The organism is Flavobacterium enshiense DK69 (assembly GCF_000498495.1).
GTDB classification, from domain to species: Bacteria; Bacteroidota; Bacteroidia; order Flavobacteriales; family Flavobacteriaceae; genus Flavobacterium; species Flavobacterium enshiense.
Window position 1 is genome coordinate 122,891 of the sequence record NZ_AVCS01000028.1, and the last position, 14,427, is coordinate 137,317.

A 14,427-nucleotide genomic window follows, 5' to 3' on the forward strand; every position below is an offset into this window, starting at 1 on the left:
CCTATGGAAGCTTTTGGAATTTATCTGCTGAAAGTAAGTGCCCTGATGGGAATATTCTATCTCGCTTACTTTGTTTACCTTCGAAAAGAAACATTTTTCAATTCGAACCGCTGGTTTTTACTGGCAGGGTTGATTACTTCATTAGCTTTACCGTTTGTGACGTATACCAAAATAGTTTGGGTAGATCCTGCTCCTGTTTATGATTACAGTACGCTTGCGCTTCCGGCAAATTACGTTCCGGTACAGGAGCCAACCTTTGAAATTGACTGGTTTTTGGTTTTGGCAACTGTTTACGGAATAGGGATTTTGGTTTTCCTTGTAAAATTCGCCATCGATTGTTTTGCCATAAAGCAAATTATCGAGAAACCGAAAGCCATTAAAAAAAGTGATTTCTATTTAATCGATACTGAAAAAGTCCAATCACCTTTTTCTTTCTTCAATTACATCGTTTATAATTCCGCCCTACTGAAAGAGGAAGAATTGGAGAACATTCTGCACCATGAAAAAGTGCACAGTGCCCAGAAACATTCCTTGGACATGCTTGTGGCACAAATCTTTTGTATTGCCTTCTGGTTCAATCCGATTGTATGGCTGTACAAAAAAGCCATCGCACAAAACCTTGAGTTTATTGCCGATGCCGAAGCCACCAAAAAAATAGAAGACGTTAAAAGTTACCAGAAAACCTTATTGAAAGTAACAATGCAGTCGCAATGCATTGCAATCACCAATCCATTTTATCAATCATTAATCAAAAAACGAATTGTCATGTTAAACAAAAATCAATCAGACAAGAAGAATTCCTGGAAGTATTTGGTTGTACTTCCATTGCTGGCCTTTTTTATGTTCCAGTTTCAGACAAGAGTGCTGGCTCAGGAAAAAACAAATCCGGTGGCAGAAAAAAGTCAGGAATCCAAAAAAGTTGTTTCTGTGGTAATTGACAAAAACACCACGGATGCCGAAATCAAAAAAGATGCTGAAATGCTGAAAAATGATTTTGCCATTACCCTAAAAGTATCCAAAATCAAAAGAAACTCCAGCGGTGAAATTACCGGACTTAAAATAAAAGTAAAAGACAATGAAGGTAATTCTGCTGATTCTCAATACAACAGCAAGACACCAATCCAACCTATCCAAATCGTAAAAGAATTTGGTGGTGACAAATTTTTCGGAATCGGAACAAAAGATTTTTTCAGAAAACAAAAATCTGATTTGGTTCAAGTGAAACGAATCAAACACATCAGTGAAGACGGTGAAAAAGACATTCAGGTAATCGTTGATGGAGACGATCATGATTTTGAATGGACGAATGATTTTGATTTTGATCATCCTTCTCCACCTTCCCCGCCAGATGCTCCGGATTTTGAAGGCGTTCCTTCTCCACCCGATGCACCTAAAGCGCCAAGAGCACCTAAAATCATGAAAAAAACTGTTGTTGTAAAACAAAACGGTAATAAAAAAGAAGTTTGGGTTGATGGTGAAAAAGTAACAGAAGAATTCGCTTATGCGATGGATCCAAACGACATAGAATCGGTTAATGTTTACAGCACAAAAGGTCCTAAAGGTCCTAAAGGTGAAAAAGGAGATAAAGTTATGTTTACCGATCAGGAAGTGGAAGTAATCCACGACGGAGACAAAAAAATCGTTATCGTAACCAAAGGAAAAGACGGAAAAACAAAAAGAACTGTTGAAACCATCGACATCAAAAAAATAACCGACGAAACCAAGGCTGAAATTGAAAGAATACGTCCTGAAATTGAAAAGGCAAAAAAAGAAGCTATGGAAGCTAGAAAAGAGGCCATGAAACATCGTGAAGAAGTTTTAAAAGCCAGAGAAAAAGCTTTAGAAGAAAGAGAAAAAGCTTTGGAAGAAGCAGAAAAAGCAAAAGAAGCGGCTAAAGCCCGAAAATAAACATTAATACCGCAAATCATCAATCATCATCACCCGAGGCATTTGATATTAAGAAAATTAATTAATTGGAGCGCAGCGGAGAAAATCAAATTTAAAAAGACCGGCATGTATATGGCGGTTTTTTTTTATTTAAACTTCAGCGGAAGACATTACTTTTACACAGCTGCGTCCTTATGATGTGCTCTTTCCCCGATTTGCTGTCTCCACATGGCATAGTACAAGCCTTTTTCCTCCAATAAATCGAGGTGTTTGCCCTGCTCAATGATTTTGCCTTGCTCCAAAACAAATATCTTATCGGCATGCATGATGGTAGACAAACGATGGGCAATCAGTACCGTAATCTGGTCTTGTTTTGAAGAGATGCTGCGGATAGTTTTTGTTATCTCTTCCTCGGTAATCGAATCCAAAGCCGAAGTAGCTTCGTCGAATAACAACAACCTCGGATTTCGTAACAACGCACGGGCTATGGACAAACGTTGCTTTTCACCACCTGATACTTTTATACCGCCTTCGCCGATGGTAGTATTGATACCGTTCTCTGCACGCTCGAGTAAATTTTGACAGGCTGCTTTTTGCAACACATCATTTAGTTCCTCTTCTGTAGCCGTAGGTTTTACAAACAATAAGTTATCCTTAATCGTCCCCGAAAACAGCTGTGCGTCCTGAGTCACAAAACCTAACTGCTGTCTTAATTCGGTAAGGTCAATGGCTGAGGCGTTAATCCCATTGTAATAAATAGTGCCCTGCTCAGGTGTGTACAATCCCACCAGCATCTTAACCAAAGTGGTTTTGCCGCTTCCTGATGGCCCAACAAAGGCGATGGTCTCCCCTGCCTTGGCTTCAAATGAAATATCTTTAACCGCATAAGTGGAAGCGGTTTGGTGTTTAAATGAAATATTCGAGAATTTCAATTGGGTAATAGCGCCGATTGTTTTCGGATGTACAGGTGTCTCTTCGCTTTTGGCATTCATCAAACCACTGAAATTATCCATAGAGGCCTTGGTCTCGTTATAGACCGCAATCACATTTCCTAATTCCTGCAGCGGGTTGAACAAAAAGAAAGAGAAAAACATCAATGTAATCAAATCGCCTGGCTTGATGACACCCTGGAAAATAAACATATACAATGCAAAGACCAAAGTGGTTCTCATAAAATGTACGGTGGTGCCCTGTATAAAACTCAGAGAACGGATGAAACGCACTTTCTTTAATTCAAGGCCTAAAATTTTGACAGTTGTGGCATTGAGTCGGTTAACTTCCTGGTCGGTAAGCCCTAAACTTTTTACGAGTTCAATATTGCGCAATGATTCGGTTGTAGCACCAGCAAGGGCGGTTGTTTCACCCAATATCTGGCGTGAAACGGTTTTTATTTTTTTCCCCAGAAAAGAACTGATAAAAGCGATCACAGGTACGGTTGCTAAGAAGATAGGCCCTAACAACCAATGGATATTAACAGCGTAGAGTACAATAAAAATTATCCCGATAATCGTTTGAAACACCATGGAGATTGACAGGGTAATAAACTTCTCGCAATCGGTTTTTACCTTTTGGAGTTTGCCGAGGGTTTCCCCGCTACGTTGGTCTTCAAAATCCTGATATGGCAACTGCAACGCTTTTTGAATCCCGTCAGTATACATATGCGCACCAGTACGCTGGATGATAATATTGGTATAATAATCCTGGAAATTCTTAGCGATTCGAGACATCATTGCAGCACCTAGCGATAAGGTCAGCCAACCCAAAACTGCTTTAATAAATGCCGGCTGATTGTTGTTAAAAGTAGCTACTCCCACTCCACATTGGTTTAATAATTTACCAATAATGATAGAGTCATATAAAGAAAAACATTGATTAATTGCAGCTAAGAACAGGGCGAAAAACAAAAGCAGTTTATGTTGCTTAATATAGGTATATAGTATTTTCATTGAAATTATAGTAATAGAAAGAATACAAAATTACAACTATATCATTTCATTATGGATTATCATTATTCTTTTTATCTATTGTGGATTGTTTTTTTGCGACTGAGCAGCCGATCGCTTTCATAACGGTCTTTTTTATTTAGATACCGATGTCATACACCACAATTTCCAGAAACATTTTTCTATTTTAAACTGATTTATCGCTGTGACCTTTTGAAGGATATCTTTCATAAAATCAAAGCTGAATATTATAATGAAAATTATTAAAATCTTACGTTAATTGGTTTTTCTGTAATTGTATATGGCCAGACCATTTAATGCAACCGCAAAACCCATAAGGTATAACAGTTCTATTCCGACTTCCTTCAATCCGCTTCCTTTTAAAACAATCAGCCGTACTACCTTTATAAAATGGGTAACCGGTGTGAAGTTGGAAAACTTTCTGGCCCAATCCGGCATACTGTCAGTACTAGTGAAAAATCCGCTCATCAGCATAAAAATCATCATAAAGAAATATGCGATGAACATTGACTGCAGCTGCGAATTGGCGAGAGTTGAAATAAATAATCCTAAACCTAACAATGCGATCAGGTAAACGGCCGCAAACAGATACAATACAAATAAAGAACCTTTTGGAAAAATGCCATAAAGCAAATACATTACGATTAAGCCCATAGTAAAGACAATCATTCCCACAATCCAGAACGGTATAAGCTTACCCAGTATAAACTCCCATTTTTTGATGGGGGTCACGTTAATTTGCTCTATCGTGCCAATTTCTTTTTCCCGAACAATATTGAGTGCCGTTATAAAACCGCCAATCAGAGTCAACAGTAACACCAAAATACCAGGCACCATGTAGTATTTGTATTCTGCCCTTGGATTGTACCAGTTGGAACTAGCCACACCAATCTTTACCGCAGATCCTGTAATCACAGATTTGGGAGATTTGATGTTTACATCTAAGTTACTGTTGAAATCCATAATAACTGATGTCAAATAAGCACCTCCCAACGATGATTTAGTGCCGTTAATAGCATCAACTGAAATATTCACATCTTGTTTACCTTCCCTAACCAAATTTCGTTCAAAGTCCGGCGGAATTTCCAAAAGCAAATCGGCTTCGCTTTTTTCAATAAATTTTAATCCTTCTCTGTAGGAAAGCGGACTGCTTATTATACGGAAATAACCTGAAGAAGCAATTTTGTTGATGAGTTTTTGAGAATAGGAGCTATGGTCATGATCTATATAAGCCACATTGATGTTTTTTACCTCAAAATTGGCTGCAAGCGGCAAAATTATCAGCTCAATAGTCGGTACAGCAAACATCATTGCCAGTATGATTTTATCCCTGAATATCTGGCGGAATTCTTTTTGTAATATGAAACTAAGCACTTTCACGATAATCTTGCTTTAAATTTTTTCAATGCAATTGTCAGCAGCACAGATGACATTCCTGCCAGTATCAATGTTTCCTGCCATACATAGCTGAAACCTAATCCTTTCAGCATTACAGCTTTTACAATGGCATAATAATACCTTGACGGAACGATGTGAGAAATAACCCTGAATATCCACGGCATATTTTCCAAAGGAAACATAAAACCCGTAAGCAGCATTGTCGGCAGCATCATTCCCATCATCGAAGTAAGCATTGCGGTTTGCTGGGAGTCAGTAGTATTTGAAATCAGCAAACCTAACGAAAGACAAGTAATAATGAACAAGATGCTTTCGGCAAAAAGCAATAGCAGGCTGCCTCTTATTTCTACTTTCAACAGAAAAACGGAAAGCAAAAGGATGATTGTAAAATTGACAAGCGACAGGACCAGATAAGGAATTGCTTTTGCAATCAAAACCATTATGGGTTTGAAAGGCGATACCAGCAATATTTCCATCGTACCCAACTCTTTTTCACGAACGATAGAAACAGATGTAAGCGCCGTACTCACAATCATAAAAATAAGAGCGATTACTCCGGGAATAAAATTAAGTGATCCATTTTGCTCTTCATTGTAAAGCTGTCTTAACTGTGGTACAATCTGGTAATTAAGTTTTGTGTTTGGATTGAGTTCCTGCTGATAATTATTGATGATAGCCGTCAGGTAATTGGTTAAAATAGTTGCAGTATTTGGATCTGATGCATCGGCAATAACCTGAATTTGTGCCCCGCCTGTCCGGAAAATATCGTTCCCGAAGTTGGAAGGAAAAATTACGGCACATTTTATACTACCCTCTTTAAAACGATTTTCAATATCATCATAACCAATTATTGGAGTTTTTACCTGAAAATAAGAGCTGGTTTTTATTCTGTTGATAATCTCATGAGAACGTACATCGTGGGCATTATCCTGAATAGCAACGCCGATATTTTTTACCTCACTGCTCAATGCAAATCCGAAAAGCACTATTTGTACTATCGGAAGTCCGAAGAGAATCAGCAGGGTTCTTTTATCCCTGAAAACGTGGTAAAACTCTTTGCGTATAAATGCTAATAATTGTTTCATTTTTCAATTATCGATTGTCCATTGTCAGTTCTCCATTAATCTGATGATCTTTTAGCGCCACGGGCGAGTTGTAAAAAAACATCATCCATAGAATGTACATTGAACTGTTTTTTCAAATTAGCAGGGCTGTCCATCGCTTCCAAACGCCCGTCCACCATTATGCTGATGCGGTTGCAATACTCGGCTTCATCCATATAATGGGTAGTTACAAATACCGTAATGCCGTTTTCAGCTGCTTTATAAATCATTTCCCAAAACTGACGTCTTGTAATAGGGTCAACACCCCCGGTAGGCTCGTCCAAGAATACAATTTGGGGTCGATGAAAAACAGCTACTGAAAACGCCAACTTCTGTTTCCAACCGAGAGGCAGTGAACCTACCAGTTTTTTTGCTTCACTTCCCAATCCTAATGTTTCAACAAGTTCCTCACTACGCTGCCTGATATCAGGACGGGAAACACCATACACGCCTCCATAAAACTCAATATTTTCGAGGATAGTAAGGTTGTCATATAAGGAAAACTTCTGACTCATATAGCCGATGTTTTGTTTGATTAGTTCCGGCTGTTTGTATACATTAAAACCGGCTACTGTTGCTTCACCGGATGTAGGATGAGACAAACCACAAAGAATACGCATTGCAGTTGTTTTACCTGCGCCATTAGCGCCAAGAAAGCCGAATATCTCACCTCTGTTAACATCAAAGCTGATACTGTCCACGGCTTTAAAATCGCCAAAGCGTTTGGTAAGATCTTTACAGATGATTGCTTTATTTTCCATCGGTTGTTTCTTTTAATTCCGTACTACTTCCCTGCTCTCTCATTAAACGGATGAAACTGTCTTCAATGGCGGGGATTACTTTTTTAACTTCTAATCCCTCAGGGCTATATTTAACAGCTATTTTTCCTATCTTTTGTTCGCTGTCATCATTCGAAGTAAGTGTAACGTGTAGAAATTCACCAAAAACATAACAGCTTTCAATCTCAGAATCCGATCGCAAATCCTGTAACAACTTATAGATATTATTAGCTTTAGCAGCAAACAGGGGTTTGGGAAAGTTTTGAATAATCAGATCGGGTTTGTCAATAGACATTATTTTTCCACCCTGCAACAACGCTATGCGGTCGCACAATTTAGCTTCGTCCATGTAAGGTGTAGAAACGACAATCGTAATATTTTGTTCTTTCAGTTTATACAGCATTTTCCAGAATTCTTTACGGGAAACCACATCAACGCCTGTTGTAGGTTCATCCAGGAACAGAACGGTCGGACGATGGATAAGGGCGCAACACAAGGCAAGTTTCTGCTTCATACCTCCTGAAAGTTTGCCGGCCCTTCTGGTTTTGAAAGGTTCAATCTGAACATAAATATCTTTGATCAAATCGTAGTTTTCTTCGATGGTAGTATTGAATACCGTAGCGAAAAAGTTTAGGTTTTCTTCCACTGACAAATCCTGATAAAGTGAAAACCTGCCGGGCATGTACCCAACATGCTGACGTATTTTTTTATAGTCCTTTACGATATCAAAACCGGTGACAGTAGCTGATCCGCTGTCTGGAAGCAGCAATGTGGTGAGCATACGGAAAATACTTGTTTTTCCCGCACCATCAGGACCAATCAAACCGAACAATTCTCCTTTTTCAACAGAAAAGGAAACATCATTCACGGCTTTTATTTCTCCTTTGTTGTAGGTTTTGATAATATTGTTTAACTGAACATCAATCATTTCTACTGAAGTTTTATTTCTCCGTACATCCCTATTTTGTAAGTGCCATCATTGGCAACCTTTACTTTTATGGCATAGACCATATTGGCTCTTTCGTCTTTTGTCTGAATGGTTTTTGGGGTAAACTCAGCCTTGTCATTTATCCAGCTGATAGTTCCTGAAGCTTCATTGAAACCTCCTTTGCCATCATCTGTAAACACTTTTACTTTCTGGTTGAGCTTAACTTTTGGTAATTGGTTTCCAGTGATATACACCCGCAGCAAAACTGTAGAAAGATCCGCTATTTTGTACAACGGCTTTCCGATGCTGGCCATTTCGAAAACATTGGCGTATTTGGTCAAAACAGTACCATTCACAGGGTTGGTAATGTTACATTTGCGCAATTGGTCTTTGATCTGCTCCAACTGTATACCTACTCCGCCACCTTGTTCATTCAGCGAAGAAGTTGTGGTGGATAACGAGCTTTTCATGGCATCAATTTTCGACTGGATCACTCTGATTTTAGTATTGGCATCGTCCAGTTGTTTTTGGGATGCCACATCTCCTTTTACCAGTATCTCAATTTTTTTCTTGTCACTTAGCGCACTTTCCTTTTCCCTTTCCAGAGATTGTAATTGAACTGTGATATCCGGACGTCCTGATAAAATTGACTTTTGATTTTTCATCAGTTGGAGTTTTGATAAATGCAGCTGCGTACTGTCGATGTAACCAATCTGCTGACCTTCTTTGAGAATATCTCCTTCGTTAATGTTCAGCTCCAGTATTTTCCCGTTAGCTTCGGCAGAGACAATCGTTTCTGTTGCTTCAAAAGTTCCGGAAGCATCAAATTCTTTATCTTTATCATTGCATGAAAACAGCATGATACTAAACAGTAATGAGCTTAAGAAGAAGTATTTGCGTTTCATGGTTTTTGATATTAAATTAATTTCCGTTAATTGTTTTGTGATCATACAAGCTCATTAGTAACTGGATATTATGCAAATCTCTGTTGCTCAGTGCTTCACTTTCTTTATTCACAGCATTTATTACATCGTTCATGGAGCACATGCCGGCATCATATTTTGTCAGATACCCTTTTTTTATGGCAGTTTTCAAACGGATAATTTCATCATCTTTAGTGATAATGGCTTTTTGCTTTTCAATGGCGCTTGAGGCCTGATTGAGCTCCAGTTTGTTGTTGAACAAAAAAGTTTCCTGCTGATTGGTGATTTTTTCCATGCGGATTTTATCTAGGTTTTTATTATTGGAACTTCTGAAAATCCCATCCGTATTCCAGGAAGCACTCAGTCCGACAACGGCTAGACTGTTAAAATCTGATGCTCCGAAAGCGATGCCGGGTTCCAGTAAAATACCTGCGCCTAACAGTCCTATTTTAGGCATGTTGTTTACCTTGTTCATGGATGATTGTGCTTCGGCTAATTTTAACTGGTTTGCATACAGGTTTAATTCAGGACGGTTATTATTCATATTTTCAGCCGAATTTGATATAAGAGGTGTTTCCAGTTTCACATAGTCATTAAGTTTTTCACCAATCAGGAGCGAAAGCATTTCGACATAACCTTTGCGGGTATAATAGAATTCGATTTTCTTTTGTTCCACATTGAGTACCTCGGCTTTTACTTCATCCACATCAGTTTGGTAGGCCAGGCCATTTTCTTTTGACAGCTTAACTTTTTTAAGATTTAGATTAAGGTTTTCGGTGAGGATTTCCAATTGTTTCAGTTGGGCATCTATCAGCAGAATACCAAAATAAATTTGGTTTACCCGCTCTTGGATGCTGTACAGCGAAACATCAACGGATGCTTTTTCAACCTCGGCACTAGCTTTGGCAATATCTTTCTGGGAACGGGTAGCGCCGCCATCCCAAATGGTCTGATTAATTTGTCCGATGCCAATCAGCTGAAATTTACTTGGTTCATTCCCTAATTGTCCTGGTCCTGAAACAGTGGGCAAACCTCCTATGATATACCCTCCGATACCTGTAATGCTGATATGGGGCAAGTAGGCTTTATTGGCGTTTGACAGGGTGTATTCTGTGGATTTTGCAATCAATTCATATTCTTTAATTAGCGGATAATTGGCTTTTGCTTTACTTTGGCAGGTGTCAATATTTATCTGGCCAACTGCTGGCAGGCTGAAAATGAAAAGAAGTGAAATGAGTATGAGCTGCTTCATTTTGTTACGTCATTTGATTTTAAAATTGCATCTGCCCAAACGGGGATCAGTTTTTTACGTTCCTGCATCAGGGAAAGAAAAATGTCTTCCTTTGCCAGACCATTATAGTCCAGCAAGGGTTTGGCAACAAATGGAAAAATGATCATTCCAAGTATCGACAGCAGGAACTGGACCGGATTGATGTCAGTACGCCTTTCCTGTAACTGTTTTATAAATGAGGATTGCATAATCACTGTCCCTAAATCGGATTTGGGAACAATCTGAAAATTCTTTTTACGGATTTCATTCAGTACAAAAATGGGTAAATCGGGACTTTCGGAAAGTATTTCAATATAATTGTCAACGATCAATGCAATCTTGTCTTCAAGGGAAGTAGCGTTGTTGTTGAATATTGGGAGCAGGCTGCCGAGTAATTTCTGAATTTTTTCCTGCATTACCAGCTCGAATAATTTCTGCTTGCTTCGGAAGTAGTAATTGAGTAAAGCCAGGTTTATGCCGGCTTCTTCGGCGATATCACGGGTTCTGGTTCCTGAAAATCCTTTGCTGAGAAAGACTTTTCGGGCTGCAGCGATGATTTTTTCTTCGGTATTGGTATCTGTATGAGAATGTTCTACCTGCATAGTCATTTCATTTTGTATTTAAAGTTAAGAATATTCCGCCAATAATTGAAGGGTTTAATCAAGTATTTTAATCAAATGATTAAATGGAAGTTACTGAAATGCAGAACAATAGCTAGATAAAAAATAACTCAATGGAAAAACAGGTAATCCTATCGCAATGTCATTTCCTTAAAAATGATTTAGAGAAGAAGATCAATTTTCGAAGCCAATTCACGGTCCTTATCGGTAACAATATTTCCGGCGGAATGTGTGGACAGCCAAATTTCAACTTTATTCCAGGTATTGGTCCACGTAGGATGATGGTCAAGCTGCTGGGCTGTCAACGCTACCCGAGTCATAAAACCAAAGGCTTCTGAGAAATCTTTGAAAAGAAAACTTTTGTACAAACTGTTGTTTATCTCTTCCCATTCCGATTGATTTTGTGCTGCCATAAGAGTTCCGATTTAAGTTATTGTTATTCAAATTAAAGATACGCAAAATTCTATTTGGCTTAACATTTTTTTGATTTCTGCATTTACAGATTATGAGTCAGACTGTAGCCTATTCCTCTGTAAAGATCAAAAAAACTTCTTCAAACGTACTGACTTTTTTCATAACTTTGTAAGAAACAAACCACTTATGTTCAGAGTTTTAGCTAAAATAAATAAACTGATTTTGCCAAGTTTTACCAAACAACAACTGGATTTAGCCAAAGCAAAAAAATGGCAAAAAGTAATTATCGCTTATCGGTATTATGTGACTACAAGAGCGTTGAGGTAATTGAATATGTATAAAAAAGAAAGCATCTTGGAGATTACAAAACTGATATTGCTCTTTAAAAAGCAAAAAATGAAACAATGCAGAAATTTTCAGTCGTGAAATCGAAGTTCCAATTTAGCAACATAACTGTTTTGAGTTACAAACCAAAAAATGATGATAAAAACAATAAAAGATAGCACATCCATAACCGAAGTAGTACGAATCGATAACCAATAAGAAATCATAAAGCAAATGACAACATCAGATTACTCAGCAACTATTTTGGTTGACCAAAATAAGGCAACGGCATTCAACGCAATTAAAAACTTTCGCGCTTGGTGGTCGGAAGAAATTGATGGCAATACAGACCAACTCAATGAAGAATTTTTCTATCATTATAAAGACATTCATTTGTGTAAAATAAAACTCATAGAGATCATTCCTGATAAAAAATTAGTTTATCAGGTAGTGGACAATCAATTTAATTTCACAAAAGACAAAACCGAATGGATTGATACAAAACTAATTTTTGAAATAACAAACGAAGGAGACAAAACAAAAGTCCGGTTCACTCACGAAGGATTAGTCCCGGATTATGAATGCTACGATGTTTGCTTTGATGCTTGGACCGGTTATATCAAAAAAAGTCTTTATAACCTAATAACTACGGGCAAAGGAGAACCCAATCCTTTGGAGGGAGAAGGATTTAATGCCCAAATTGTGGAGAAATGGAAATTGAAGTAAAGGTTATTTAAACTTCATTCATAAAGACAACAACGCAATGATCTACAGATAATTACAATTATCGATAATAAATAAAATAGAACTCTTAAATCACTTTTTCTGCGTAAATTTGATAGTACAAATAAGACAAGTTAATAAACACTAAAAAACAGAGGAATCATGAAAAATGAACCTTATCACTCAGAACTCAGAGCCCTAGTGTCAATTAGAAATTTTAATAGTGCTTTGGAAAAGCATTATGCACAAATGCTTCAAATAGAGAAAAACTTCGAAGAGTTGAATAAAAAAGCTTTATCGATAATAGAAGCCCATAGTTCTTCCGAGTCTCAGGAAAAATGGAAGAAATGTTTAAAGGGAATGAATGATTCTTTGGATGGCGTAAACAATACACTCAATTCTGCAAAAGAAAAATTCAAAAATCATGACAGATCCGATTCTACAATGTTATGGAAACAGTTTGAACTGCATCTGAATAATTTGAAAGATGCGAATAAAAATCTGGAAAATTTTGGGTTCGAAATACTTCCCGAAAGCGAACATATACACTGGAAAAAAGACGTATGCAATTTTGAAGACACTATTTTACCATTAATTGTATCGCACGCCAAAGCTTGTGAAATAGAACTTCAGATGATAGAAAAATATACGCCTAATGAAATACACAGGCTTACTCAAATTCTAATGGCCCATATTCCGGAAAATTTCAGTTTTGAAGAGGCTGACAAATATGAAAAAGATTATTTGAAAGCTTTTGAAACTTTTAAGAAAGAATTTAGGGAGGAAAAAAATCTTTGGGACATTTTTTTAGATATCCTGGCAGGGGGAACGCATCAGGCTCCTTCCGAAAGAGTAATGCTGCAGCGATGGATTGAGGGAGAAAGGGGTGATTTAAAGGATAACTTATAGTTCCATTTGAAATTTTTGCAAACAAAAAACAAAACAAAAATGGATCATACAGAAAGTAACCTTGTAAATGTCAGGTATATGGTTGAGGATGTTGACAAATCCGTCGACTTCTACATAAAATATCTTGGGTTCTCTCTTATCAGAAACAATGCTCCTGCATTCGCGGATGTTGTTAAAGGAAATCTGCGATTATTGCTTAGCGGAAGAACGAGTTCTGCCGGTAGAGCCATGCCTGATGGTACGCTGCCCTTTCCCGGCGGATGGAACCGGATAGAACTTGTTGTTGAAGATTTAAGTGCGGAAGTTACTAAACTTAAAAAACAAGGGCTTCATTTCCGCAACGAGATTATTACCGGACCAGGTGGTTCTCAAATCTTACTGATTGACCCTTCCGGTAATTTTATAGAACTTTTTCAGCCTGCAAATAGATAAAAATACTACAAGGGTAAATTTTGTATAAAATCGAAAATTTTAAAAGACTTTGAGTTAAGAACTCATATCAGAAGCTGAAAGACCACCATCTTTTCCGTAAGTCATCGCGGCAAAAATCTCTTTACCTTCTATTTTTTTTCTCCCTCCTAACAAAGTCAGCTCAATAAGAAAATTACACTGAACGATTTCTCCGCCTAATTTCTCTACCAATTCACAAACGGCTTTTGCTGTCCCTCCGGATGCCAGAACGTCGTCATGAATTAAAATCCTGTCCCCTTTTTTAATAGCATCGGTGTGAATTTCCAAAGTATCTGTACCGTATTCCAATTGATAGGACGCCGAAATAGTCGTAAATGGCAATTTTTTTGGTTTGCGGACCGGAACAAACCCTACATTTAATTCGTGTGCCAAAAGCGTCGCAAAGAAAAAGCCCCTACTCTCCACTCCTACTACTTTATCAATTTTTTTTCCATTTAAACTACTGATTAACAAAGACAAACATTCTTTAGTTCCCTCCGGACTGGACAATAGTGGTGTAATATCTTTAAAAACGACTCCCACTTTTGGAAAATCCTGAATATCACGTATGTACTGTTTCAAACTCATTTTTTTTAAAATTTATATCAAATTTCATTTGCATGTTATACAATAATGCCTATATTTGCACTCGTAAAAACAAGGCCTCGTGGCGCAACTGAATAGCGCATCTGATTACGGCTCAGAAGGTTACAGGTTTGAATCCTGTCGAGGTCA

15 protein-coding genes and 1 tRNA gene are annotated in these 14,427 nt (G+C 37.8%); 6 read left to right on the top strand and 10 right to left on the bottom strand.

Translation table 11 applies throughout. From position 1 onward, the window contains the following. Positions 1 to 3: 3 nt before the first annotated feature. Positions 4 to 1,908: a M56 family metallopeptidase gene (locus FEDK69T_RS13835; RefSeq protein WP_023574801.1), complete on the top strand. Its 1,905-nt coding sequence runs from the start codon at positions 4 to 6 to the stop codon at positions 1,906 to 1,908. Positions 1,909 to 2,063: 155 nt separating this feature from the next. Here the strand turns inward: FEDK69T_RS13835 and FEDK69T_RS13840 are convergent, their stop codons facing one another. The 9 genes from FEDK69T_RS13840 to FEDK69T_RS13880 form a co-directional block, all read right to left on the bottom strand. Continuing rightward, entirely contained in the window at positions 2,064 to 3,833 is a 1,770-nt protein-coding gene (locus FEDK69T_RS13840) for an ABC transporter ATP-binding protein (RefSeq protein WP_035630449.1), read from the bottom strand. 273 nt (positions 3,834 to 4,106) lie between these two features. Continuing rightward, positions 4,107 to 5,231: an ABC transporter permease gene (locus tag FEDK69T_RS13845; protein ID WP_035630448.1), complete on the bottom strand. Its 1,125-nt coding sequence runs from the start codon at positions 5,229 to 5,231 to the stop codon at positions 4,107 to 4,109. Continuing rightward, the gene (locus tag FEDK69T_RS13850) at positions 5,228 to 6,334 is read right to left on the bottom strand and encodes an ABC transporter permease (protein WP_023574804.1); all 1,107 of its coding nucleotides are present in this window, start codon (positions 6,332 to 6,334) and stop codon (positions 5,228 to 5,230) included. Before FEDK69T_RS13850 ends, FEDK69T_RS13845 begins: the two co-directional genes overlap by 4 nt. 35 nt (positions 6,335 to 6,369) lie before the next feature. Then, complete coding sequence (locus tag FEDK69T_RS13855; protein ID WP_051385153.1) at positions 6,370 to 7,113, bottom strand: ABC transporter ATP-binding protein; 744 nt, start codon at positions 7,111 to 7,113, stop codon at positions 6,370 to 6,372. Continuing rightward, positions 7,103 to 8,059: an ABC transporter ATP-binding protein gene (locus FEDK69T_RS13860; protein ID WP_023574806.1), complete on the bottom strand. Its 957-nt coding sequence runs from the start codon at positions 8,057 to 8,059 to the stop codon at positions 7,103 to 7,105. Before FEDK69T_RS13860 ends, FEDK69T_RS13855 begins: the two co-directional genes overlap by 11 nt. Positions 8,060 to 8,061: 2 nt before the next feature. Then, complete coding sequence (locus FEDK69T_RS13865; protein WP_023574807.1) at positions 8,062 to 8,964, bottom strand: HlyD family secretion protein; 903 nt, start codon at positions 8,962 to 8,964, stop codon at positions 8,062 to 8,064. A gap of 16 nt (positions 8,965 to 8,980) precedes the next feature. Beyond that, positions 8,981 to 10,234 (bottom strand): TolC family protein, encoded by a 1,254-nt coding sequence (locus FEDK69T_RS13870; RefSeq protein ID WP_035630447.1) that lies wholly within the window; start codon positions 10,232 to 10,234, stop codon positions 8,981 to 8,983. Beyond that, on the bottom strand, positions 10,231 to 10,854 hold the full coding sequence (locus FEDK69T_RS13875) for a TetR/AcrR family transcriptional regulator (protein ID WP_035630446.1): 624 nt from the start codon (positions 10,852 to 10,854) through the stop codon (positions 10,231 to 10,233). Before FEDK69T_RS13875 ends, FEDK69T_RS13870 begins: the two co-directional genes overlap by 4 nt. Before the next feature lie 179 nt (positions 10,855 to 11,033). Then, positions 11,034 to 11,285, bottom strand: a complete 252-nt coding sequence (locus FEDK69T_RS13880) for a 4a-hydroxytetrahydrobiopterin dehydratase (protein ID WP_023574810.1) — start codon at positions 11,283 to 11,285, stop codon at positions 11,034 to 11,036. A gap of 187 nt (positions 11,286 to 11,472) precedes the next feature. On the opposite strand from FEDK69T_RS13880, the gene FEDK69T_RS13885 reads away from it, so the two are divergent. The 4 genes from FEDK69T_RS13885 (at position 11,473) to FEDK69T_RS13900 (ending at position 13,674) form a co-directional block, all read left to right on the top strand. Then, positions 11,473 to 11,613, top strand: coding sequence for a hypothetical protein (locus FEDK69T_RS13885; protein WP_023574811.1), 141 nt, complete (start codon positions 11,473 to 11,475; stop codon positions 11,611 to 11,613). Between the two features lie 231 nt (positions 11,614 to 11,844). Then, positions 11,845 to 12,336, top strand: coding sequence for an SRPBCC family protein (locus FEDK69T_RS13890; protein ID WP_023574813.1), 492 nt, complete (start codon positions 11,845 to 11,847; stop codon positions 12,334 to 12,336). Positions 12,337 to 12,495: 159 nt separating this feature from the next. After that, positions 12,496 to 13,242, top strand: a complete 747-nt coding sequence (locus FEDK69T_RS13895) for a hypothetical protein (protein ID WP_023574814.1) — start codon at positions 12,496 to 12,498, stop codon at positions 13,240 to 13,242. A 39-nt stretch (positions 13,243 to 13,281) separates the two neighbouring features. Next, positions 13,282 to 13,674: a VOC family protein gene (locus tag FEDK69T_RS13900; RefSeq protein ID WP_035630442.1), complete on the top strand. Its 393-nt coding sequence runs from the start codon at positions 13,282 to 13,284 to the stop codon at positions 13,672 to 13,674. Between the two features lie 54 nt (positions 13,675 to 13,728). Here the strand turns inward: FEDK69T_RS13900 and FEDK69T_RS13905 are convergent, their stop codons facing one another. Then, a complete protein-coding gene (locus FEDK69T_RS13905) occupies positions 13,729 to 14,280 on the bottom strand; it encodes an adenine phosphoribosyltransferase (protein WP_023574816.1) in 552 nt (183 codons plus the stop codon). Positions 14,281 to 14,353: 73 nt separating this feature from the next. Between FEDK69T_RS13905 and FEDK69T_RS13910 the strand changes: the two genes are divergently transcribed. Further along, positions 14,354 to 14,427 (top strand) — tRNA-Arg (locus tag FEDK69T_RS13910).

What these genes read in the sequence shown, in the direction of transcription:
- FEDK69T_RS13875 (WP_035630446.1), bottom strand. Translation starts at nt 10,854, where the DNA reads ATGCAGGTAGAACATTCTCATACAGATACCAATACCGAAGAAAAAATC.
- FEDK69T_RS13855 (WP_051385153.1), bottom strand. Translation starts at nt 7,113, where the DNA reads ATGGAAAATAAAGCAATCATCTGTAAAGATCTTACCAAACGCTTTGGC.
- FEDK69T_RS13905 (WP_023574816.1), bottom strand. Translation starts at nt 14,280, where the DNA reads ATGAGTTTGAAACAGTACATACGTGATATTCAGGATTTTCCAAAAGTG.
- FEDK69T_RS13895 (WP_023574814.1), top strand. Translation starts at nt 12,496, where the DNA reads ATGAAAAATGAACCTTATCACTCAGAACTCAGAGCCCTAGTGTCAATT.
- FEDK69T_RS13890 (WP_023574813.1), top strand. Translation starts at nt 11,845, where the DNA reads ATGACAACATCAGATTACTCAGCAACTATTTTGGTTGACCAAAATAAG.
- FEDK69T_RS13870 (WP_035630447.1), bottom strand. Translation starts at nt 10,234, where the DNA reads ATGAAGCAGCTCATACTCATTTCACTTCTTTTCATTTTCAGCCTGCCA.
- FEDK69T_RS13850 (WP_023574804.1), bottom strand. Translation starts at nt 6,334, where the DNA reads ATGAAACAATTATTAGCATTTATACGCAAAGAGTTTTACCACGTTTTC.
- FEDK69T_RS13840 (WP_035630449.1), bottom strand. Translation starts at nt 3,833, where the DNA reads ATGAAAATACTATATACCTATATTAAGCAACATAAACTGCTTTTGTTT.
- FEDK69T_RS13885 (WP_023574811.1), top strand. Translation starts at nt 11,473, where the DNA reads ATGTTCAGAGTTTTAGCTAAAATAAATAAACTGATTTTGCCAAGTTTT.
- FEDK69T_RS13835 (WP_023574801.1), top strand. Translation starts at nt 4, where the DNA reads ATGGAAGCTTTTGGAATTTATCTGCTGAAAGTAAGTGCCCTGATGGGA.
- FEDK69T_RS13860 (WP_023574806.1), bottom strand. Translation starts at nt 8,059, where the DNA reads ATGATTGATGTTCAGTTAAACAATATTATCAAAACCTACAACAAAGGA.
- FEDK69T_RS13865 (WP_023574807.1), bottom strand. Translation starts at nt 8,964, where the DNA reads ATGAAACGCAAATACTTCTTCTTAAGCTCATTACTGTTTAGTATCATG.
- FEDK69T_RS13900 (WP_035630442.1), top strand. Translation starts at nt 13,282, where the DNA reads ATGGATCATACAGAAAGTAACCTTGTAAATGTCAGGTATATGGTTGAG.
- FEDK69T_RS13880 (WP_023574810.1), bottom strand. Translation starts at nt 11,285, where the DNA reads ATGGCAGCACAAAATCAATCGGAATGGGAAGAGATAAACAACAGTTTG.